This window comes from Mesorhizobium sp. L2C066B000 (assembly GCF_000502335.1).
In the GTDB taxonomy this organism is placed as follows: domain Bacteria; phylum Pseudomonadota; class Alphaproteobacteria; order Rhizobiales; family Rhizobiaceae; genus Mesorhizobium.
This window is the reverse complement of record NZ_AYWZ01000003.1, coordinates 135405-156748: the sequence shown is the minus strand read 5'-3', so window position 1 is coordinate 156748 and position 21344 is coordinate 135405. Positions and strand designations below refer to the sequence as shown.

Annotated in this window: 18 protein-coding genes; 10 read left to right on the top strand and 8 right to left on the bottom strand. The window is 62.8% G+C overall.

Annotated elements, in window-relative coordinates; genetic code table 11:
* Positions 1 to 98: 98 nt before the first annotated feature.
* A complete protein-coding gene (locus X733_RS154410; protein WP_023818457.1) occupies positions 99 to 887 on the bottom strand; it encodes a 3-hydroxybutyrate dehydrogenase in 789 nt (262 codons plus the stop codon).
* Positions 888 to 1233: 346 nt separating this feature from the next.
* Positions 1234 to 1770 carry a TetR/AcrR family transcriptional regulator gene (locus X733_RS154415; protein WP_023818456.1) on the bottom strand — a complete coding sequence of 179 codons (537 nt, stop codon included), beginning with the start codon at positions 1768 to 1770 and terminating at the stop codon, positions 1234 to 1236.
* A gap of 149 nt (positions 1771 to 1919) precedes the next feature.
* On the opposite strand from X733_RS154415, the gene X733_RS154420 reads away from it, so the two are divergent.
* On the top strand, positions 1920 to 3224 hold the full coding sequence (locus X733_RS154420) for an efflux RND transporter periplasmic adaptor subunit (RefSeq protein ID WP_023818455.1): 1305 nt from the start codon (positions 1920 to 1922) through the stop codon (positions 3222 to 3224).
* A complete protein-coding gene (locus X733_RS154425; RefSeq protein ID WP_023696405.1) occupies positions 3221 to 6304 on the top strand; it encodes an efflux RND transporter permease subunit in 3084 nt (1027 codons plus the stop codon). The genes X733_RS154420 and X733_RS154425 overlap by 4 nt, the downstream gene beginning before the upstream one ends.
* A 165-nt stretch (positions 6305 to 6469) precedes the next feature.
* Here X733_RS154425 and X733_RS154430 read toward each other — a convergent pair whose 3' ends face one another.
* Entirely contained in the window at positions 6470 to 6931 is a 462-nt protein-coding gene (locus X733_RS154430) for a L,D-transpeptidase (protein WP_023730774.1), read from the bottom strand.
* Between the two features lie 332 nt (positions 6932 to 7263).
* Here X733_RS154430 and X733_RS1000000167905 point away from each other — a divergent pair, with 332 nt between their 5' ends.
* Together X733_RS1000000167905 and X733_RS1000000167900 are read left to right on the top strand one after the other, a co-directional pair.
* Positions 7264 to 7596, top strand: coding sequence for a hypothetical protein (locus X733_RS1000000167905; RefSeq protein WP_023818454.1), 333 nt, complete (start codon positions 7264 to 7266; stop codon positions 7594 to 7596).
* Positions 7597 to 7629: 33 nt separating this feature from the next.
* Positions 7630 to 7800, top strand: coding sequence for a hypothetical protein (locus X733_RS1000000167900; protein ID WP_023670062.1), 171 nt, complete (start codon positions 7630 to 7632; stop codon positions 7798 to 7800).
* Between the two features lie 71 nt (positions 7801 to 7871).
* Here the strand turns inward: X733_RS1000000167900 and X733_RS154435 are convergent, their stop codons facing one another.
* On the bottom strand, positions 7872 to 8576 hold the full coding sequence (locus tag X733_RS154435; protein WP_023670063.1) for a response regulator transcription factor: 705 nt from the start codon (positions 8574 to 8576) through the stop codon (positions 7872 to 7874).
* Between the two features lie 94 nt (positions 8577 to 8670).
* Here X733_RS154435 and X733_RS154440 point away from each other — a divergent pair, with 94 nt between their 5' ends.
* The gene (locus tag X733_RS154440) at positions 8671 to 9399 is read left to right on the top strand and encodes a response regulator transcription factor (protein ID WP_023670064.1); all 729 of its coding nucleotides are present in this window, start codon (positions 8671 to 8673) and stop codon (positions 9397 to 9399) included.
* Between the two features lie 222 nt (positions 9400 to 9621).
* Positions 9622 to 11712: a hybrid sensor histidine kinase/response regulator gene (locus X733_RS154445; RefSeq protein WP_023818453.1), complete on the top strand. Its 2091-nt coding sequence runs from the start codon at positions 9622 to 9624 to the stop codon at positions 11710 to 11712.
* A gap of 234 nt (positions 11713 to 11946) precedes the next feature.
* Here X733_RS154445 and X733_RS154450 read toward each other — a convergent pair whose 3' ends face one another.
* Positions 11947 to 12327, bottom strand: coding sequence for a hypothetical protein (locus tag X733_RS154450; protein ID WP_023690129.1), 381 nt, complete (start codon positions 12325 to 12327; stop codon positions 11947 to 11949).
* 504 nt (positions 12328 to 12831) lie between these two features.
* On the opposite strand from X733_RS154450, the gene X733_RS154455 reads away from it, so the two are divergent.
* A complete protein-coding gene (locus X733_RS154455; RefSeq protein ID WP_023696407.1) occupies positions 12832 to 14034 on the top strand; it encodes an aromatic ring-hydroxylating dioxygenase subunit alpha in 1203 nt (400 codons plus the stop codon).
* 181 nt (positions 14035 to 14215) lie between these two features.
* Here the strand turns inward: X733_RS154455 and X733_RS154460 are convergent, their stop codons facing one another.
* Positions 14216 to 15628, bottom strand: coding sequence for an aminotransferase (locus tag X733_RS154460; protein WP_023818452.1), 1413 nt, complete (start codon positions 15626 to 15628; stop codon positions 14216 to 14218).
* 282 nt (positions 15629 to 15910) lie between these two features.
* On the opposite strand from X733_RS154460, the gene X733_RS154465 reads away from it, so the two are divergent.
* The 3 genes from X733_RS154465 (at position 15911) to X733_RS154475 (ending at position 18814) form a co-directional block, all read left to right on the top strand.
* Positions 15911 to 16828 (top strand): ABC transporter permease, encoded by a 918-nt coding sequence (locus X733_RS154465; protein WP_023818450.1) that lies wholly within the window; start codon positions 15911 to 15913, stop codon positions 16826 to 16828.
* Positions 16825 to 17649, top strand: coding sequence for an ABC transporter permease (locus tag X733_RS154470; protein ID WP_023818449.1), 825 nt, complete (start codon positions 16825 to 16827; stop codon positions 17647 to 17649). The genes X733_RS154465 and X733_RS154470 overlap by 4 nt, the downstream gene beginning before the upstream one ends.
* A gap of 91 nt (positions 17650 to 17740) precedes the next feature.
* Positions 17741 to 18814, top strand: coding sequence for an ABC transporter ATP-binding protein (locus tag X733_RS154475; RefSeq protein WP_023818448.1), 1074 nt, complete (start codon positions 17741 to 17743; stop codon positions 18812 to 18814).
* 40 nt (positions 18815 to 18854) lie between these two features.
* On the opposite strand, the gene X733_RS154480 is transcribed toward X733_RS154475, so the two are convergent.
* A complete protein-coding gene (locus X733_RS154480; RefSeq protein WP_023818447.1) occupies positions 18855 to 20150 on the bottom strand; it encodes a flavin monoamine oxidase family protein in 1296 nt (431 codons plus the stop codon).
* Positions 20147 to 21298 carry an extracellular solute-binding protein gene (locus tag X733_RS154485; protein WP_023818446.1) on the bottom strand — a complete coding sequence of 384 codons (1152 nt, stop codon included), beginning with the start codon at positions 21296 to 21298 and terminating at the stop codon, positions 20147 to 20149. The genes X733_RS154480 and X733_RS154485 overlap by 4 nt, the downstream gene beginning before the upstream one ends.
* Positions 21299 to 21344: the final 46 nt, after the last annotated feature.

Below are 21344 nucleotides of genomic sequence, written 5' to 3'. Positions count from 1 at the left end.
CTGACGCCTCACGGGGTCGTCGCGAAGGAACCCCTTGCCACAATGCTGGATTGATCTTTCGTCTTTGTCAAGGAAAGAGCGGCGCCGGGGGAGCGCGCCTACTGCGCCGTCCAGCCGCCATCCATCGGCAAAGTCGTGCCGGTAATCTGCCTGGCCGAGTCCGAGCACAGAAACAGTGTCAGCGCGGCGAGCTCCTCGACGGTGACGAATTGCTTCGTCGGCTGTGCCGCCAGGAGCACGTCGCGCTTGACCTGTTCCTCGGTCATGCCGCGCGCCTTCATCGTGTCGGGGATCTGCTTTTCGACCAGTGACGTCCAGACATAGCCGGGCGCGATGGCGTTGACGGTGATGCCGTCCTGCGCGACTTCCAGCGCTACCGTCTTGGTCAGACCCGCTATGCCGTGCTTGGCCGAGACGTAAGCCGACTTGAACGGCGAGGCGACCAGTGCATGCGCCGACGCGGTGTTGATGATGCGGCCCCATTTGCGCGCCTTCATGCCGGGCACCACGGCCTTGATCGCGTAAAAGGCGGCAAGCAGATTGATGCGGATGATGGCTTCCCACTTGTCGTCGGGAAACTCCTCGATTGGCGCGACATGCTGTATCCCGGCATTGTTGACCAGAATGTCGAGGCTGCCCAAGGCCTGCTCGGCTTCGCGCAGCATGGCGGTCACCGCTGCGCCGTCCATCATGCTGGCGCCGGAGTAGCGGCACTGGACGCCGAAATCCTTCTCGATGCCGGCGCGCTCCTGTTCGATCGCCGCGGCTTCGCCAAGGCCGTTGATCGTGACGTTGGCGCCCTCGGCGGCAAGGGCGCGGGCAATGGCCAGGCCAATGCCGCTGGTCGATCCGGTGACGAGCGCATTCTTCGAAGAAAGGGAACCCATGGAGATCTCGCGACTGTTGGGAGGGACTACAAAGACACATAGTTTGTGCGCCGCAACATGACAACGCCATAACCATATGTCGGCGCTGTTACAGCACTAAAACGCGCTTTGCCGGCCTCGCCGAGCGCCGTCTCAAGGCTGACACGTCAAGGCTGACACGGCAGTGTTATGGTGCGGCGCATCATAGTCGGCCGCGCATTCGCGCAGTCATTCCTGAACCATCATCCAACGAATCAGGGGGGCTGTAGCTTGAAATCGCCGATGTCGTGATGCGTGCCTATGCCATGCCGCTCACCAACCGTCCTTCCGCCCGGCCCGTATCGCTTCTTCGACGCGACGCCCTGAGCTATCCTGCAATCTCCAGCAGGGCCGATACCAGCAAGTGGCGTTCGTCGGCGGACAGCACGTCGGAATCGAAGAGGTTCATGCTGCGCAGCCCTTCGATGGCCAGAAAGCAGACCAGCAGCGTCTTGAGGTCCGGCGTCTCGCTCTTCAGCCGCTGCAGCAGCTGCGACTTGAAGGCTTTTATCGGCGTCAGGAAATCCGGATCCTCGGCGATCGCCGAGAATATCCACGAAGCCGTCGGCTTCGGCTCCTCGCAATCATCCGCCGAGAGCCGGATATAGGTGGCGAGCAGGCTCTCGCCGCTGGCGCCGGCGACACGGCCCGATTCCAGCGCCAGCTCGAACGCGCGCAGGTAATTCTCCACCAGGCCCTGCATCAGTTTGGCCTTGGTCGGAAAGTTATATAACAGGCCGCCTTTCGACACGCCGGCGCGGCTGGCGACGGCGTCAAGCGACAGGCTGCCGGGACCGGTCTCGCGTGCGACTTCGGCGGCGGCGGCGAGTATCTTGTCGCGCGAATTTGCCCTTTGGGTCTTCATCGATCCCTTCCCCCGCACCAGCCTACGCGGAATTGACAAGACCGTCCAGACGGTACAGTAAGTTCGCCGTCATTTGTAATCGGGACCTGGCGTCGATAAGTGTCCCGCTATTCGGCTATTTTGCCGGAAACCGGCCGAGGGGACAGTTCGTGAAGCGCTTCATCTCTATCACCGCAATTCTGCTTCTGCTCGCTCTGGTGTGCGTCGGCGTTGTCGGCTTCAACCTGTTCCGCGACAACGCTATCAAACAGTATTTCGCCACCATGAAGCCGCCGGCGACGACCGTATCGACGGTTGTCGTCAAGCCTTCCGACTGGACGCCGGGCGTCGAGGCGATCGGCACGGTACGCGCCGTGCGCGGTGTCGACCTTACCGTCGAGACCAGCGGCATCGTAAAGGACATCCTTTTCCACGCCAACCAGAAGGTGCCTGTCGATTCGGTCCTGCTGCAGCTCGACGATGCCGTCGAACGCGCGGATCTCGTCGCGGCCAAGGCGCAGTCCGTGTCCGACAAGACGGCGCTCGAACGCGCGCTGGAACTGCAGCGGCGCGGCGTCGGAACGGATGCCACGCTCGACACCGCTCAAGCCGCTGCATCGGCCTCCGCCGCGCAGGTCAACAAGCTGCAGGCCGTGCTTGATCAGAAGCAGCTGACGGCGCCGTTCGCCGGCACCGTGGGCATCCCCAAGATCGACCTCGGCCAATATCTCTCGCCCGGCAACGCAGTGGTGACCTTGCAGGATCTGGACACCATGCGGGTCGATTTCTCGGTACCCGAACAGCAGCTGCCGCTGCTCAAGATAGGCCAGGCGGTGCGGCTCGGCCTCGGCGGCACCGGCGGCGGCGCCGACATGCCGTTTGCCGGCTCGATTCGCGGCATCGATCCCAAGATCGACGCTTCAAGCCGCCTGGTGTCCGTCCGCGGCGAGGTCGCCAACCCCGACGGCAAGCTGACGCCCGGCCAGTTCGTCCAGGTTCGCGTCGAGCTGCCGCAGGAGAAAAACATTCTGTCCTTGCCGCAGACGGCATTGACGTCGAGCCTCTATGGCGACTTCGTCTTCGTCGTCGTTCCGGCGAAGCCGGCGGAAGGCGCCCCGGCCGCGAAACCCGAGGAAAAGCCTGCCGCAGGGGCCGACGCGGCAAAGCCGGCGGCAGATGCAAAGCCGGCCGGCGCGAAACCGGCTGCCGAAGACGCCGCGGCGAAGCCCGCGGACAAGCCGGCTGTCGACCCCGCGAAGCCCGCGGCAGAACCGGAAAAGCCGGCGCTCGTGCTGTCGCAGGTGTTCGTGAAGCCCGGCCGCCGCAACGACGGCATGGTCGAGATCGTCGAGGGCATCAAGGCCGGTGACGAGGTCGTCACCGCCGGTCAGAACCGTCTCTTCAACGGCATGTCCGTCGCTGTCGACAACACCATTGACCCCAGCAAGTCGGCGAACCAGCAGGCTCAGCAATGAACTTTTCCGACATCTTCATTCGCCGGCCGGTCCTCTCCACCGTCCTCGCCTGCATGATCCTGCTCCTGGGTTTCCAAGGCATCTTCAACCTGTCGATCCGGCAGTATCCCAAGGTTGACGAGACGGCGATCACCATCACCACCGCCTATCCCGGCGCCAGCGCCGACCTGATCCAGGGCTTCATCTCCGCCCCGATCGCGCGGGCCGTCGCCTCGACCGAGAACATCGACTACGTCACCTCGTCCAGCCGGCCGTCTTCGAGCACTGTGGTCGTCCAGATGAAGCTCGGCTCCAATCCGGATGTCGCGCTGACGGAGGTCCTGTCGAAAGTGCAGGGCGTACGCGGCACCTTGCCGGATGCATCCAAGGACCCGGTCATCGTCAAGGGCACCGGCCAAGAGTTCGCGATGATGTACATCTCGATGCAGAATCCGAACATGAGCAAGGAGCAACTCACCGAATATATCGAGCGCGTCGTGCGGCCCCGCATGTCGACGGTCGAAGGTGTCGCCGACGTGCAGATCTTCGGCGCCGAGGAATATTCGATGCGGGTCTGGATCGACCCGGTCAAGCTTGCTGCGCGTGGCGTCACCGCCGCCGAAGTGCTGGCGGCGATCAACAACTCCAACTTCCTGTCGGCGCCCGGCAACACCGAGAACGAATATGTCGTCTCCTCGATCACGGTTCGCTCGACGCTGCAGACGCCTGAGGCCTTTGCCGAGCTTCCGCTGCGCTCGACGGACGGCCAGGTGGTGCGCTTGCGCGACGTGGCGCGAGTCGAGCTTGCCGCCGAGAGCACCGACACGAGGGTGAGCTTCAATGGCAAGCCCGGCACCTTCCTCGCCATCTTCCCGACGCCGGCCGCCAACCCGCTGACAACGGCGGAGGCGATCCACAAGATCGTGCCTTTGATTCAAGAGACGCTGCCGAAAGGCATGACCATCGAAATCGTCTACGATTCCACCGAACAGATCAGCGCCTCGATCGATGAAGTGTTCAAGACCATCGCCGAAGCCGTCGCCATCGTCGTCGTGGTCATCCTGTTGTTCCTCGGCTCATTCCGCTCGGTGATGATGCCGATCGTGACCATCCCGCTGTCGCTGGTCGGCGTCTGCTTCCTTTTGTTTGCGGTCGGCTATTCGATCAACCTTCTGTCGCTGCTGGCCATGGTGCTGGCCATCGGCCTTGTCGTCGACGACGCTATCGTGGTGGTAGAGAACATTCATCGCCACATGGAGGAGGACCACATGTCGCCGATGCAGGCGGCCTTCAACGGCATGCGCGAGATTTTCTCCGCCATCGTGGCCATGACCATCACGCTCGCCGCCGTGTTCGCGCCGCTGGCCTTCACCGGCGGCCTGACCGGCGCGCTGTTCCGCGAGTTCGCGGTGACGCTCGCCGGTTCGGTGGTGCTGTCCGGCCTCATAGCCGTCACCATCACGCCGATGATGGCGGCGCGTCTGCTCAAGGCGGGATCGCACAGTCGCTTCCAGCGCGTCGTCGACGGAACCTTCAGCCGTGTCGAGCATGTCTATGAGCGGGCGGTAACCGCCTCCTTGAGAAATCGACCGGTGACGCTGCTGATGGTCGTGGCGCTGGTTGCGCTCACCGGCTTCATGTTCACCAAGACCTCGAGCGAACTGGCGCCGGAAGAGGACCAGGGCTTCCTGTTGTCGATCGTGACGGCACCGCGCTACGCGACCTCGGACTACACCGAGACCTACGTCAACCAGATCCTCGGCTTGGTGAAGGACATTCCCGAAACCAGGGCGCAATTCTCCGCCGTTGCCTTTGGCGGCGCCACCAACGGCGCCTTTGTCGGCTTCGCCTTTAAGGATTGGGCCGAGCGCCAGCGCAACTCAAAGGAGCTTCAAGCCGATATCCAGGGACGCCTCGGCAAGGTGGCCGGCGTCGAGGCCTTCGTCTTCGCGCCGCCGACGCTGCCGGGCTCCGGCGGCGGCCTGCCGATCTCCATGGTGGTGCGCTCGACCGGTGGTTCCGCCGAGGTCTACGAGGCGGCCGAGCAGATTAAGAACAAGGCGCAGGCCTCCGGCCGCTTCATCGTCGTGCAAAACTCGATGTCCTTTGACGCTCCGCAGGTGACGGTGACCATCGACCGCGACCGCGCGGCGGCTCTCAACCTGCCGATCGCCGACATCGGCCAGACGCTGACGCTGCTGGTCGGCGGCGCCGAAGTGGCTCAGTTCGACCGCGATTCCAACAGCTACGACATCATCCCGCAGGTGCCGAAGGAATTCCGCGACAATCCCGAGAAGCTCGGCGAATATTTCGTGCGTAGCGTGACCGGCGAAATGGTGCCGCTTTCAGCGGTAGTGAAGATTTCGACCAACGCCGCGCCGGCCGCGATCGAGCAGTTCAACCAGCTGAACTCGGCGACGATATCAGCGCTGCCGCTTCCCGGCGTCACCACGGGCGACGGGCTGCAGACCCTGGAGAACCTTGCCAAGGAGAGCCTGCCCGATACCTTCTTCATCGATTATTCCGGCCAGTCCCGGCAGGAGAAGGAGCAGGGCAACACGATCCTTATCGCGTTCGCAGCCGCCGTAATCGTCATCTATCTGGTGCTGGCGGCGCAGTTCGAAAGCTTCCGCGACCCGCTGATCATCATGATGGCGGTGCCACTGTCGATCTTTGGCGCCATCGTGCCGCTCAATCTGGGGCTTGGAACGCTCAATATCTACACGCAGGTCGGCCTGATCACACTGATAGGTCTGATCACCAAGCACGGCATTCTTCTGGTCGAGTTCGCCAACCAGCAGCGCGAGTTGCATGGCATGAGGCGGCGCGATGCGATCGTCGCCTCGGCCAAGGTGCGCTTGCGGCCGATCCTGATGACGACAGCGGCGATGGCGCTCGGCGTCGTGCCGCTGATCGTGTCCAGTGGTGCTGGTGCGGCGGCGCGCTATTCGATGGGCCTCGTAATCTTCACCGGCATCCTGGTCGGAACCATGTTCACCCTGTTCGTGGTGCCGATGTTCTACACCTTCATCGCCAGCAAGGACCTGCCGCACCACGCCGAAAAGCCAGACCCGAAGCTGATGCCGGTGCACGCGGACTGAGCGCGAACGGTGTCAGCGAACAAACGAAAAGAGGCCGGAAATTTCCGGCCTCTTTTTTTGACTGGATTGATTTACCGCGAAGCCCCGATGGAGCTCCGAGGCGGGAACTTGCGGTGCGGCATGACCTGTTCGGCTGCGCTGCACCATCGCTCCAAACGCAGTCTGCTACTTGACGATGACGATGCTGGTGTTGGTCGGGCCGAAGGTTTCGACCAACTGGTAGAAGTCGGCGGCATTGTCGGGATGCAGCCGCACGCAGCCATGCGACGCCGGCCGTCCCAGCCGCTTGATGGCGTTGGTCGCATGCACGGCGTAGCCGCCGCTGAAGAAGACCGAGTGCGGCATCGGCGCGTTGTCGTATTTCTTCGAATGCCACATCTCGTGCATGCGGGTCGGCTTGAACGAGCCGGTCGGCGTGACATGCGCACTGTCGCCGGTCGAGACCTTCCAGGCGAAAGTCGGCCGGCCATCGACCAGCACTTCCATGGTCTGCTGCGACAGCGAAACACGCGCGACGATCTGGTTTGCCGCGGCATGGGCGGTGCTATTGGCAGCGCCAAGCAGAAGCGCGGCGCCGGCAGCGGCGGCGGCGACGTTGATGAGTTTGGCGGAAATGGCTTTGTACATGATGGCTCCCCTTTGCCGGCCCGGCCGGCGTCAATTCGATGGCCGCTTATCCCTGCGTCATGTTTCAGGCTGATTTCGATCGACGCTCGTTTGTGTTTCGAATCTGTTTCCTCGGGTTACAAGCAAGGTGGACAACAAGGAGCGTGCTCCCGTCTTCGCTGCGCACTCCCGATCACGCACCGCGCCCCCAAACGAAAGTGCTCATGTCCTTATATGAAAGAAGATTGGCTTCGCTCGAAACCGACTTGCAACAAAGCGCGGCCTGGGCGGCATGATCTGGTTACAGGCTCGCGGCACAGTCATCCCAACGAGAACAGCCGGCGGCAACGAAAATGAGCATCAAATCAACCACCCTGTCCTGGCTCTTCAGGATAAGCATCGCCGCATGTGTCGTCGGCGGCATCGGCACAGTAGCCGGCACCCCGATGACGAAACTGGCGGTGATGAATTTTGGTGAGATTTCGACGCTGCATGCCGCGCTGTTCATAGCCTTGGTCTGGATTGTCTCCAGTCTGCGCATCAACCGTCTCAGGGCCCTCTGGCGGGTCGGCCTCGGGTTGAAGTGGATGCGCGGCCCCTCCGGCAACTTGCTGCCGAGAGGACCGAAGGCCCGCGTCGCAACGGGGGGCTCCGTGGGCGACGCGGGCACTTCGGGTTTATCCTGAAGCACCCGCGGTTCTGATTTTTGGGGACAACCGATGAAGACGAAATCTGCAGCCTCCGTGCTTTCGGTACTGCTCTATGCACAAGGCCTGCTCGGCTTTGCCGGTCTCGCCACGGTTCTCCTGAAGGACCGCGCGCATGCCGCCAGCGAAATCGTAGTCGCCAGCGAATTGCCGTCGGGACCATCGCTTCTGGTGGTGCGCTGACGCCTATGCATGGCGCCCGAGATTGCGCAGCTTTTTTGGGCGAGCCGAGGAACAATCCAGCCTCCCGACACTCAGTCGGCGCGCTGCGTCGGCGGGTCGAACCGGTAGCCTGCGCCGCGTATAGTTGTGATGGTTTCGGTGTCGAGCTTGCGGCGCAGCCGCACGATGCGCGAATCGATCGAGCGGTCGAAGGCATCGGCATTTTCGGCGGGCGCCGCCGCAATGATGTCGTCGCGCGTCAGCACCTTGCGCGGGCTGGCCAGAAACAGCCTGAGCAGCGCCACCTGGCCCGGCGACAGCTGTTCTTCCGTACCCGAACGGTGCATGACGATGGCCGACCGCAAATCGACGGTGGCATTTTCCAGCACGATCAGTTCCTGGGCGGACCTGCCGCGCCGCGTCAGCAGGCCGCCGATGCGCGCGGCAAGCTCCCTGACATTGAGCGGACTTTCGACGACATCTGCGGCGCCAAGCTCGAGCGCCAGCACCTTGTCGACCAGATCGGCCGGCCGGCAGATCAGGATGAAATCCGGCCCCGCCTTCCCGTCCGCGCTCTGGCCGCCGCCATAACGCCTGAGCAGGTCCCGCCCCTCCGCCTGGCTGAGGCTGTCGCCGACGATGACGATATCGATGCCTCCGGCCGAAAGCAGGGATTCAGCTTCCCAGGGCTGCCGCGCCTCGCGCACGTCATGGCCGCGCCGGTCGAGATGATCGGCAAGATCGCCGGCCACCACATCGGCGACGGAAACCAGCGCGATGACGGATCGTGCAGCCATGTTTTTCTTCCCGTTCCCCCGCAACCGGATATGAGTGCTGGACATCATGTTTATACCCAATCTACTTTCCGCTGAAAGCGGGAGCGAGGCCATAGTGCGGGCACGGATTGTCATCGTCGAGGACGAGCCCGATCTCCGGGACGCGGTCGCCGAGTATCTCGGCGCCAACGGCTACGATGTGACCCAAGCCGGAAGCGCGGCCGAGGCGCGCGCCTTGCTGGAGACGGAATCGTTTCATTTGGCCATTCTCGACATCGCCATGCCGGGCGAGGACGGACTGTCGCTCGGCCGCTGGCTGCGCTCGAAAATACCGGTCGGCATCATCTATGCCACGGCCGCCGGCACCGCACTCGACCGCATTGTCGGGCTGGAGCTTGGCGCCGACGACTACATCGTCAAGCCCTACGAGTTGCGTGAGGTGCTGGCTCGTGTGCGCAGCGTGCTGCGCCGCGTTCCGCAGCCGAGCCCGCCCCAGGCGGCGAAGACACAAGCCGATGGCGGCCGCCGCCTGACCTTCGGCCCGTTCCAGGCCGACCTCGACGGCAGGCTTGTCACCGGCGCCAACGGCGCCGTCATCGACATGGCCAAGAGCGAGTTCGATGTGCTGGAGGTTTTCCTGACCCGCGCCAACCGGCTGTTGACGCGATCGGCGATCTCCGAGGCGATTGGTTTTGTCGAGGATCCTGAATCGTCGCGCGCCGTCGACATTCGCATCATGCGGCTGCGCAAGAAGATCGAAACCGATCCGGCCAATCCGAAATTTTTGCGCACAGTGCGCGGCGAAGGCTATATCTTCTCGCTGCCGACCGGTGACGGGCACTAGAGCAATTACAGGAAAAGTGTACGCGGTTTCCGCCCGGAATTGCGTAAAAACAAATAGATAGAGGCTTCTCCGTTTCCGTGAAACGGTGAAACGCTTTAGCAATTCCAGGAACAGTGCGTAGCGATTTTCCGTTCGAGATTGCATTGAAACATGGAGCGTTTCACCTTTTTCGTGAAATGCTCCATAGCTGCCTAATTCGGCGGCCCTTTACTGATGGCTGACATGACCGCTGAACCAGCACCACGCATGGACCCGCAAGGCGCTCGCCAGAGCGCCGCGATGGCGGCTGTGCGCGTCGTCCGCCGGTTGCGCGATGCCGGCGACTGGCAGCGCGAGATGGAAACCATCCTCGAAACGCTCTGCAGCGCCATGAATTGCCAACGCGGCATCCTGTTCAGGCTGCGCGAATTGCCCGGCCAGGGCTTCGCCCAATCGGTCGCCGCCTACTGGATCGATCCTCGCTTCGGCGGCGAACTGGCTTCGCCGACGGTGATCATGCAGTCGATCGTCGATACCGATCCGCTGCTGGAGCGGATTGGAGAGGACGAGCGGCAAGGCAAGATCTTCGCCGGCCATACGCGCGATCTCGACGGGTTCCTCAGGGCCGATTTCGAAAAGCAGCACATCAAGTCGTTCCTGTCGGTATCGGTGTTCGCGCACGGTCATCTGTGGGGCACGTTCGCGGTCAACGACTGCCTAAACGAGCGCGAATGGACCGAAGAGGAAGAGGCGACGATGCACATCATCGCGCTCGCCATCGGCGACGCCATCGAGCACTCGCCGTCCGACGCCCATGCCAGCGAAGTCATCCGCCGCACCATGCTGCAGGCGTCGCTCGACGCCATCATCGTCATCGACGAGACCGGCTCGATCATCGAATTCAATCCGGCCGCCGAAAAGATGTTCGGCTATCAGCGCAGCGACATCCTCGGCAAGGACCTGCTCGATACCGTGGTGCCGGAATATTACCGCAAGGGCTATGTCTCGGGCGCCGAATACATGTCTGGCCGCGGCGCGCCGATGGTTGGCCAGCGGCTTGAGACCGTGACACAGAATGCGGCCGGCGAGGTGTTTCCCATCGAATTGACGGCGACCGAGATGCGGGTGGCCGACCGTCAGCTCATCTTCGGTTCGATCCGCGATCTGCGCGATAAGCTGCGCGCCGAAGAAGAGATCAACCGCCAGCGCGAAAAACTGCACCAGAACGAGAAGATGGCGGCGATGGGTTCGCTGCTGGCCGGTGTTTCGCACGAGCTCAACAACCCGCTCGCCGTGGTCGTTGCTCAGTCGACGCTGCTGCATGAATTCGCCACCGACCCGCAGACCAAGGTTCGCGCCGAGAAAGTGCGCGCCGCCGCCGAGCGTTGCGGCCGAATCGTCAAAAGCTTCCTGTCGATGGTGCGCCTGCATCCCGCGGCCCAGGCCGAGACCGACCTCAACCAGGTGATCCGGGCGGCACTCGAAGTGACTGCTTATGGCGCGCGCTCGAGCGGCATCATCATCGACACCGATTTCGCGCCCGGCCCGCTGCTGGCCATGGCCGATGCCGACCACGTAACGCAGGTGGCCGCCAATTTCCTGATCAACAGCCAGCACGCTCTGGCCGGCATTGGCGGCGACCGGCTGATCAAGGTGCGGACGTTCCGCAGCGACCGCGGCAACCCCGGATTTTCGGTCGAGGACAACGGACCCGGCGTGCCGGAAGCGATCCGCAGCCGCATCTTCGAATCCTATTTCACCACCAAACCGGTTGGCGTCGGCACCGGCATCGGCCTGTCGATCTCGAAGTCGATCATCGAGCGCCACAATGGCAATGTCTGGTTCGAGGAGGTGCTGCCGCGCGGCGCGCGCTTCGTCGTCCAGCTGCCGGCGATCACCCGCGGCGCGGCCGCGGTCGGCGACAGCCCGGCCCGCTCCAGCGGCTTGCGCCATGCGCTGATCATCGACGACGAACCCGACGTCGCCGGCTCGCTGTCCGACATACTGGAACTGATGGGCATCAAGTCGCGGATCGTGCCAGCCTGGACGTCTGCGGCGGCAACGCTGACCGGCCACATGCCACCAGACATCGTCTTTTCCGACTTGCGCATGCCCGGCACCAGCGGCATTGCCATCTACCGCGAATTGCTCGCCGACAACCTGGCGCTGGCCAAACGCTTCGTGTTGGTAACCGGCGACCTGATCGGCGCCAAGGCCGAGATCGAAGCCTTGCCGGCGCCGCAGCGCCCGCAAATCCTGGAAAAGCCGTTCTCGACGCTGGACGTCCGCGGCGTACTCTCGGCAATAGCCGACCAGGTCGCCGCCGCCGGCTAATTTTCCGAAGCACCCACGTAGGGTCTATCGAGATTCGGGTCAGGCGGAGTCGAGAATGGTGGTTCCCGAGAACCGGAGCGGAGCGTACTTGAAGTACGCGAGCACCGGAAGCGCAGGGAACCTCCATGCGCAGGCCGGCCTCACCCGAATATCGATAGGCCCTAAAAAAGAGGCTCCCGACCGAGGGAAGCGGCGGGAGCCAAGAACGAGCGCGGGAGGAAGCGCTCGGGAGGTTCAGAAAACGTTGGGTGTCGTGGTCAGCGGCGCTGCGTTGGCGATCATGCGGACGGAACGCGCCTTGTGCACGCCGGACTGCGCGGCGATGACGCGCAGGCACTCCGCGCTCTCGGCGCCCCAGGCCTGACCCTGGCAGGCAAAATCGATTTCCGGCTCCGGCAGCCGGGTGGTCTTGATGGTGGTCGGCGCGCCCTGGACGACATTGGCCGGCGGGTTGAGCGAAGCAAAAGCCGGACCGGAAGCCGGCGTCAGGAACATGACGGCCAGAGCGCAGGCGCCCAGCATGGAGAACATCGCAACCGGATGGTCGCTGGCGCGCTGACGCAGTGCCAGTTTGGCGCGCCGTTCGTTGCTGGTGATCTCGACTTTCGTATGCATTGCTGCTCCCCTTCGTTTTCTTATGAAACGTACCTAAGCGCGCCTGGTAACGGGCGAATGATGCGCTTGGCTTGCCCGCGTAACAGGTTTGAAACAAGAAATTCGGGCATATCCGGACAGATCCGGTCATGTGCCGACGGCAAGATGCATTTGCGAAGCTGTTTCATGCGCGCAATCAAATGTTGACGACAGGCGGGCCGCGAACGCACCAAGCCCGCTTCCTGTCGGCCGCACTATGAACAAGCTCACACTGCGGATCGAATTTGCGGACGCCAGGTATTTTTCGTCTCGGAGCGGGCCGTGTTTGCAAGCTCGGCACGGCCAAATCCGCATGCCGGACAGCTATTTCACGACCCCGGTTAACGCCCGGATATTCCGGGATTTTCTGGCTTTCAGCGGGCCCTGTTGTGCCGACTTGAAAAGTTGAGATTTCTACAAGCCATTGCATTTCAATGCAAAATATGGTTTTATTGAATGAGTATTCAATAAAAGAAGAGCTTTTTTATGAACCCGCATCTCCGTGACGTGGCGATCCCCAACGATTGGGACCGGCGGGGTCTGCCGGGCTGGAGTTATCACTCCGACGCGCTTCTCGAACTTGAGAAGGAATACGTCTTCCGGAACCATTGGCAGATCGCCGGCCATGTCTGCGACGTGCCGAATGCCGGCGACTATCTGACTATGGACGTGGTCGGCGAGCGGGCGCTCATCGTGCGCGGCAAGGACGGCGTCGTGCGCGCCTTCAACAACATGTGCCGGCATCGCGGCAGCCGTGTCGTCGCCGACAGCCAGGGCACCTGCAAGAACGCACTGGTCTGCCCGTTCCATGGCTGGGTCTACAATCTCGACGGCACGCTGCGCGGCGCCGCCCGGCCGCGCTCCTTCCCCGAGCTCGACAAGACCGAATTCGGCCTGATGCCGCTCGACCTCGAGATATGGATGGGCTTCATCTTTGTCCGCTTTCGCAAGGGCGGCCCGCAGCCTTCGGTGGCCGAACTGTTGAAGCCGATCGAGGCCGAGATGGCACACTACAACGTGGCCGAGATGGTGCCGTCCTGGGGCATCTGGACACAGAAGACGCCGGTCAACTGGAAGTCGGTGCGCGACGTCGACAATGAAGGCTACCACGTCGCCATGGCGCATCCGGCGCTGCAGGATCTCTACGGCTCGACCTATTTCGATGAGCCGTTCATCAACGGCGTGTCGCGCTCGTTTGCCACCTACAATCCGCATGCCGGCCGGCGCTGGAGCGTGCGCGAATACATCAAGCTCACGCCCGATGCCTCACACCTGCCGGAGCATCTGCGCAGGGCCTGGATCTATTACGGCATCTTCCCCAACAACGCGCTGTCGATCATGCCGGAATCGGTGCAGTTCTATCAGGAGTTCCCGCTGTCGACCGGCGAGACGCTGCTGCGCGGCGCCATCTACCGCTACCCCGACGAGACCCGGGAACAGGCGGCCGCCCGCTATCTCGCCTACCGCATCGACCGGGACACCATGAACGAGGACGTGCAGCTTTCCGTGTGGTCGAACGAGTCCATGATCTCGGAGGCCTTCGAGGGTTTTTATCTCTCCGACCTCGAATACGGTGTGCGCACCCACCACGACCATCTGCGCAAGCAGATCCCGGTGCTGGGCCTGGAGACCGCGCCGGAGGAGAAGGACATGTGGAACCTCAATGAGGCGATGCGCTCGCAGGTGTAGGGCCTTTTCCCTTCTCCCGTTTCACGGGGAGAAGGTGCCCAAAGGGTGGATGATGGGCAGCGCCATCATCTCGCTATTGGTTGCGGAATCCTAACCTTGGCAAGCGCCTGCGCCAAAATCTCGCAAGCCGGCCGCCCGCCTGCCGGAATCCTCTCCCCGTAGAACGGGGCGAGGAATGCTATCACCCCTGCCACACGCCCTCTTTGCGCAGATCATCCATGGTCCGCGAGATCCCCTCACGCAGGATCGCCACCATGTCGTCGATCTGCTCTCGCGTGATGATCAGCGGCGGCGACATCACGCACATGTTGATCAGCGGCCGGACCAGGAGGCCGAGTTCGTGGCAATGCGCGTCGATGCGCTTGCCGACATCCTTGTCGAGCTGCAGCGGATCCTTGCTTTCGCGGTCGGCTACGCACTCGACGCAGCCCATCAGGCCCATGCCGCGGACTTCGCCAACCAGCGGCAGTTCCTCCAGCGTCTTCAACTGCGACTGAAAATAGGGCGCGACATCGCGCGTGTGGGCCAGCACGCTGTCTTCCAGGATATCGAGGTTCTTCAGCGCCACCGCGCAGCCGATGGGATGACTGGTATAGGTCAGGCCATGGCCGAACATCGCATCGGGATGGTTGGAACGGCGCATTTCCTGAAGCAGCCGCTCCGAGATGATGACGCCGCCAAGCGGGAAATAGCCTGATGTAACGCCCTTGGCGAAGGTGATCATGTCGGGGTCGATGCCGAAGCCATCGCCGGAGGCAAAGACATGGCCGAGCCGCCCGAAGCCGGTCACCACCTCATCGGAGATATAGAGGATATCGTTGTCCCTGCAGATTTCGCGAATGCGCTTGAGATAGCCATCCGGCGGCACGACGACGCCGCCGGATGCCTGCACCGGTTCGCCGACGAAAGCACCGATCTTCTCTGCGCCGACCCGGGCGACCGTATCGCGAAACTGATCGACCAGGAAATCGCAGAAGGCGGCGATGTCAATGCCTTTCGGCCGCCGGAACGGGTCTGGCGAGGACAGTTTGACGACCAGATCGTCGGCGCCGTCCATCCAGTCGCGGTCGCGCGGCCGGCCGTTGAGCGAGGCCGACAGATAGGTCGAGCCGTGATAGGCGCCGCCGCGGCTGAGGATCAGCTTCTTTTCCGGCCGCCCGCGCACATTGTTGTAGAACTGCATGAAGCGCAGTGCCGTCTCGACAGCCGACGATCCGCCGGTGGTGAAGAAGGTATGGCTGAGATCGCCCGGCGCATGATCGGCGAGGCGCTTGGCGAGCTCGGCCGACGGCGCATTCATCGTATACCAGGGCGTGTTGTAGGACAGCATCATCGCCTGGTCGTACATCACCCTGGCCAGCTCCTCGCGGCGGTGGCCGACATTGATGCACCACATGCCGGCCGGCCCGTCGATCAGTCGCTTGCCTGTTACATCGGTGATGTAGATGCCATCGCCCTCGCCGATCAGCGCACGCGCTTCATTGCCGACCGAGCCGGCATAAGGCCAGGGCTGGATGAGATGGCGCTTGGCCAGCTCGACCGCATCGTCACCGTCAGCCATTTCCATCGCTCTTAGGTCTCTTGCAGCCGCCATCATTGCCTCGCATCGTCTGAGCGTAATTTGCCGGACAGAACATGAAGCGCCAAGGGCGGCTTTCTTCACTCCATTTTGAATGTCCGTTCAATCAATATTACAGAAATAGCGCTTGATTTCAATGCACGGATGCGCTCATGATGAAAGAAAGCCGGCTAGCTTGGAGCGCGGCCAGCAAAGCGCGCTCCGCAAAAATTGGGAACAGGCAGCCGGCCCGGTCGATGGGAGCATCATGGCGGAACAGTTCGAGCCAGCAACCGAGATCACGCCCGGGTCGCTGCAATGACGGTAGCTGCCGAAGGGGTGCCCACGCGGCGTATGACGCGAGCAAGGCGAAACGCCCTTCTGCAGTCCGAATCCGTCCAGGGTCTTGCCCTGATCAGCCCGACCTTGGTCTACGCTTTGATCCTGCTGCTGGTGCCGATCCTGGTGGTCTTCGCCCACTCCTTCTGGACGCAGAACTACCTCACCATCGACCACACATTCACGCTGGAGAATTATCGCATCGCGCTGACCGAGCCTATCTACCGCGATCTTCTGTGGCGCTCGCTCTACATCTCGATGACGGTCAGCTTCTTCACCGTCATTCTCGCCTATCCGATCGCCTATTTCATCTCGTTCCATGGCGGCCGCCACAAAGGCCTTTGGCTGTTTCTAATCACCATCCCGTTCTGGACCAGCTATCTCCTGCGCGTGATGTCATGGAAGGTGATCCTCGGCTATAATGGCGTGCTTAATTCCGGCCTCATGGGCCTTGGCATCATCGACGGACCGTCGACCGCGCTGCTCTACAATTCCAGCGCCGTCATCATCACGCTCACGCACGCCTGGGCGGCCTTCGCCATCCTGCCGATCTTCGTTTCGCTCGAGAAGGTCGACCGCACCTTGGTCGAGGCTGCCACCGATCTTGGCGACGGCCCGCTGCGCTCCTTCCTGCGCGTAACGCTGCCGCTGTCGGCGCCGGGCGTCATCTCGGCCGCTCTCATCGTCATGATCCCCACCGTCGGCGACTACGTCACCCCAAGGCTGGTCGGCGGCAAGGATGGCGTGATGATCGCCAATGCCATCGAGTCGCAGTTTCACAAGGCCTCCAACTGGCCGCTGGGCGCAGCACTTTCGGTGACCACCATGCTGGTCGTGACGCTGATGGCCGGCGCCACCGTGCTCATCATCCGCGCGCTGCAGAGGCTGGCGCGATGACGGCGAGGCGGCGCCTTTTTCCCGGCGGCTGGCTGTCCGCCTACGCCTTCCTCTACGTCGTCTTTCTCTATCTGCCGGTGATCTTCCTGCCGATCTTCTCGATCAACACCGCGCCGACGCCAAAATTTCCTCTCACCGGCTATACGCTGAAATGGTACCAAGACCTGCCGAAGACGCCAGCGCTGCTTGACGCCGCCTGGAACAGCCTGATCGTCGGTATCTCGGCATCGGTGCTGTCGACGCTGCTCGGCATCCTCGCCGCCCGCTCGATCACCCGCTACCGCTATCCCGGCCGCCGCACAATCAATGGCCTGATCATGGCGCCGCTGGTGCTGCCGGAAATCATCCTCGCCATCTCCATGCTGCTGGTCATGCTGCAGTTAGGCCTGAGCCTGTCGCTGTTCACCGTCGTGCTCGGCCATGTCCTGATCTGCATTCCCTATTCGATGACGGTGCTGACCGCCGGTTTCGAGGGCTTTGACCGCAGCCTCGAAGAAGCCTCCGCCGATCTCGGCGAGAGTGCCTTCGGCACCTTCCGGCGGGTGACGCTGCCGATGGTGGCGCCGGCGATCATTTCCAGCCTGCTGGTCTCCTTCACCATCTCGCTCGACGAGTTCGTCATCGCCTTCTTCCTGACCGGCACCGAGACGACGCTGCCGATCTATATCTGGGGCCAGTTGCGCTTTGCCGCCAAGCTGCCGGGTGTGTTGGCGCTGGGCACACTGCTGCTGGTTGCCTCTTTCGTTTTGATGACTGTTGCCGAGATCCTGCGCCGCCATGCGGCCAGACGCACCCAGAGCGAGGGAGGCCTCTATGCCTGAGCAGTCCCGGGCCGAACGGCCTCAGGATGAGCCATCCAAGCAAGATAAGTCCGAGCGGGCCCAATCTGATCGACCCCAAACAGACCGAGCAATGATCGAAATCCGCAGCGTTGCCCGCAGCTATGGGGCGTTCAAGGCGCTCGACGACGCCTCGCTGACCATCAAGGAGGGCGAGTTCTTTTCGCTGCTCGGCCCTTCCGGCTGCGGCAAGACCACGCTGCTGCGCATGATTGCCGGTTTCGACAACCCGACCAGCGGCTCGATCTCGGTCGGCGGCCAGTCGATGGAAGGCATCCCGGCCAACCGCCGGCCGACCAACATGGTATTCCAGAGTTATGCCATCTTCCCGCATCTCAATGTCGAGCAGAATGTCGCCTATGGGCTGAAACGGCTCAGGCTGGGAGGAACGGAAGAAAAGCGCCGCGTCGAGGAAGCGCTGGCGCAGGTGTCGCTCACCGGCCTCGGCAAACGCCTCGCCACCGAGCTTTCCGGCGGCCAGCGCCAGCGCGTGGCGCTCGCCCGCGCCTTGGTGATGCGGCCCAAGGTGCTGCTGCTCGACGAGCCGCTGTCGGCTCTCGACAAGAAATTGCGCGAGCAGATGCAGGTCGAACTGCGCCGCCTGCAGCAGGCGGTCGGCATCACCTTCGTGCTGGTCACCCATGACCAGTATGAGGCGCTCGCTATGTCCGACCGCATCGCCGTAATGTTCGGCGGCAAGATCGCCCAGGTCGCCTCGCCCAAGGAAATCTACCAGCGGCCGGTCAACCGCCAAGTCGCCGATTTCCTCGGCGGCATGAATTTCGTAAAAGCGCAGATCATAGAGGAGAATGCCGCCTCGCTGGTCGTCGACACGCTGGGCTTCGGCCGCGTCAGGACCGACAAGCCGAAGGCCTTCGTGCGCAATGGCGGCGGCGCCACGCTGGGCATCAGGCCGGAGCGATTGCGCGTGCTGTGGGACAATGCGACGGCGAAATTCGAAGTGGCCGGCAAGGTGGTCGAACGCCACTATTTTGGCGAGATCACCCACCTGATCGTCGAGATACCCGGATTGGAAAAGCCACTGTCGGTCACCGAGACCAACGACTTCGGCGCCGACGATATCCCCGTCGGCACGTCGGTCCGCCTCGGCTACGATCCCGAGGCCCTGGTGGCGATGGCGGACTGAGCATGATCCCGAAAAGTGGGAACCGATTTTCGGAATAAGATCATGCTCCACTAAGAATTTTAAGTTCCGTCGCGATCTGTTTGGCTGCGATCCGCCCCATCACGATGGCGCCTTCGACATAGCCCGGGAATGACGGCGACAGTTCCGACGATGCTAAATGAACCGGGGCAGCGCCGGCACGGATCGTGCGCTCGGCATCCCGTGCCGTCACATCGACAATTAGGTCGCTGTAGGCGCCGCCGCTCCAGCGGTCATCGATCCAGTCGCGCTGGCTGAAATCGATAATGCCGGCCGCCTCCGGGCCAAGGGCATCAACGAGCCTTGCCGTGACCTCCGCACGCAGCGCCGCGTCCGCGAGCGGACGCCAACGCAACGCCAGTGGTCCGCCGACGAAGACGACCAGCGCGGCATGTTGCGCATCCTTGCTGGCGTCACAGGCGAACAGGCCCGGCAGGTCGCGCCACATCACCATGCCGCACAGGTCGCGCTCGCGCCAGAACGGCGTGGGATAGCGCACCAGGATCTTGATCACCGCACCGCTTTCCCAGACGCCGAGCGCCTTTGCGAGAGCCGGCGGCAGAGCGGGCGCGAAATCCAGCTTCGCGGCCGTCGCCGGCGGCAGCGCGACCAGCACTTTTCGCGCTTCGATGGCGCTGCTTGCCGAGACGGCACGAACCCCTTGCGGCCCGTGCTCGATGCGCGTAACCGGCTCGTTCAGCCAAACCCTGTCGCCGAGATCTCCCGCCATGTCCTCGGCCAGCGACTGCATGGTTTCGAGCAGCGAATATTGCAGCTCGGGCACCTCGTTGGTGATGCGGCGGTCATTGTCGATGAGGTACCACAGCGGCACCTTGTCCATCGCCAGGCACCACAGGCCTTCGATCATCGAGCGGAAAGCCGTCTTGGCGTCAGTGGGATCAGGCTGGCGTTCGAGCCAGGCGGCAGCGCTCATGCCGGCGATCAAGGGATCGTCCGGCTCGATCGCATTCATCCGCTCGCGGATTGCCATCGCGCCATGATAGGTCCGTTCGGCCTCTTCGACCGACAGCGATGGATGGGTGATGAAATCGCCATTCACATAGGTTTCGACGAAGGCCTTGCCACGGGACGCGGCCAGCGCCGTCACCTCCGGCATGTCTTCGCAGAAAAACTGGCCGCCGCTGTCGATGCGCTCGCCAAGCCCGTTGCGAATAGCCTCGACCCTGCCGCCGACGCGGTCGCGTGCTTCGAGCAGCACGACATTGATGCCGGCCTTTCTCAGCTCAAGCGCAGCCGACAGGCCGGTGAAACCGGCGCCGACGATGACGACATCGGTTCTTTCAGTCCTGTCGCTCAATAGCCGGCCTTGATCTTCTCGAATTCCGTGACCATGCGCTGCTTGAGCTCAGGCGGCACCGGCTGCTGGAACAGCGTCTTGTCCAAGAACTTGTCGAGATTGTCGAAGCCACGGTCGCTCAGCACCTGATGGTTGATCGCGGCCATCCCGGCACTGTTGCCGTGGCCGTAGCCGAAGGTCTTGACCAAGTAATCGGACACGGCATGCGCGTTGACCGCACTGAGGAAATCATAGGCCTGATCGAGCTTGCCCGGCGCATCCTTCATCAGCACATAGCCGCACACCCAGGTGGATATGCCTTCCCTGGTGTCGCGGTTCATGGCGATCGGCATGCCTTGGCCCTTGAGCGTCACGAAGGTCTCATTCCAGCCCCAGACGAGGTCGACCTCATTGCCGGTAAAGGCCTGGTTGAGGTCGGTGTCGTCGGTCCAGTAAAAGCGGATGTTCTTGTGGACGTCACGCAGGAAGGCGGACGCCTCCTGGAACTGCGCGTCGGTCATCTTGGTCCAGTCCTTGAGGCCGATGACCAGGCTGGCCAGCGCATAGGCGTCATCGACATTGTCGCCGATGGTGACGCGGCCCTTGAATTTGGGATCGGCGAAAATCTTCAGCGACTGCGCTTCCTCCGCCGTGACCTTGTCGGTGCGGTAGAGCAGCGAAGTGTTGCCCCAGTCGAACGGCATGAACCAGGCCTTGCCGTCGGCGGTGACGGCGAGATCCTTCATCGCCATGATGCCGGGATTGAGATCCTTCCAGCCGGCGATCCGCGAGGTGTCGAGCGGTTGCAGAATGCCGGCCTCGCGCCACTTGGTCACGCTTTGCGAGCAGGGGTGGGCGATGTCGGCCTTGAAGCCGGCGCGCATCTTCTGGAACGCTTCCTCCTCGNTCACGCTTTGCGAGCAGGGGTGGGCGATGTCGGCCTTGAAGCCGGCGCGCATCTTCTGGAACGCTTCCTCCTCGTCGCCGAAGAAAGCAAAGGTAGGCTCGGCGCCGTATTTGGCGGTGTAGTCGGGGTGCAGCAACGGATCTTCATAGCCTGACCAGTCGAACACGACGAGGTCGCCGCCGCCTTCGGCATGAGCAAGCACGGCGCCGGCGCCGACTGTAAGAGCAGCGGCAAGGGCGAGGCGGCGAAGCATGGAATTCATGGCGCGAAACTCCTCATCGCGAAAAGCGGCCGGGCGACGTTACGGA

Bases quoted from the DNA above. Each gene is read 5' to 3' on its own strand.
- X733_RS154445 (WP_023818453.1), top strand. From the start codon at position 9,622: ATGACCGCTGAACCAGCACCACGCATGGACCCGCAAGGCGCTCGCCAG.
- X733_RS154465 (WP_023818450.1), top strand. From the start codon at position 15,911: ATGACGGTAGCTGCCGAAGGGGTGCCCACGCGGCGTATGACGCGAGCA.
- X733_RS154425 (WP_023696405.1), top strand. From the start codon at position 3,221: ATGAACTTTTCCGACATCTTCATTCGCCGGCCGGTCCTCTCCACCGTC.
- X733_RS154415 (WP_023818456.1), bottom strand. From the start codon at position 1,770: ATGAAGACCCAAAGGGCAAATTCGCGCGACAAGATACTCGCCGCCGCC.
- X733_RS154435 (WP_023670063.1), bottom strand. From the start codon at position 8,576: ATGGCTGCACGATCCGTCATCGCGCTGGTTTCCGTCGCCGATGTGGTG.
- X733_RS154470 (WP_023818449.1), top strand. From the start codon at position 16,825: ATGACGGCGAGGCGGCGCCTTTTTCCCGGCGGCTGGCTGTCCGCCTAC.
- X733_RS154410 (WP_023818457.1), bottom strand. From the start codon at position 887: ATGGGTTCCCTTTCTTCGAAGAATGCGCTCGTCACCGGATCGACCAGC.
- X733_RS1000000167905 (WP_023818454.1), top strand. From the start codon at position 7,264: ATGAGCATCAAATCAACCACCCTGTCCTGGCTCTTCAGGATAAGCATC.
- X733_RS154475 (WP_023818448.1), top strand. From the start codon at position 17,741: ATGATCGAAATCCGCAGCGTTGCCCGCAGCTATGGGGCGTTCAAGGCG.
- X733_RS154450 (WP_023690129.1), bottom strand. From the start codon at position 12,327: ATGCATACGAAAGTCGAGATCACCAGCAACGAACGGCGCGCCAAACTG.
- X733_RS154430 (WP_023730774.1), bottom strand. From the start codon at position 6,931: ATGTACAAAGCCATTTCCGCCAAACTCATCAACGTCGCCGCCGCCGCT.
- X733_RS154455 (WP_023696407.1), top strand. From the start codon at position 12,832: ATGAACCCGCATCTCCGTGACGTGGCGATCCCCAACGATTGGGACCGG.
- X733_RS154460 (WP_023818452.1), bottom strand. From the start codon at position 15,628: ATGGCGGCTGCAAGAGACCTAAGAGCGATGGAAATGGCTGACGGTGAC.
- X733_RS1000000167900 (WP_023670062.1), top strand. From the start codon at position 7,630: ATGAAGACGAAATCTGCAGCCTCCGTGCTTTCGGTACTGCTCTATGCA.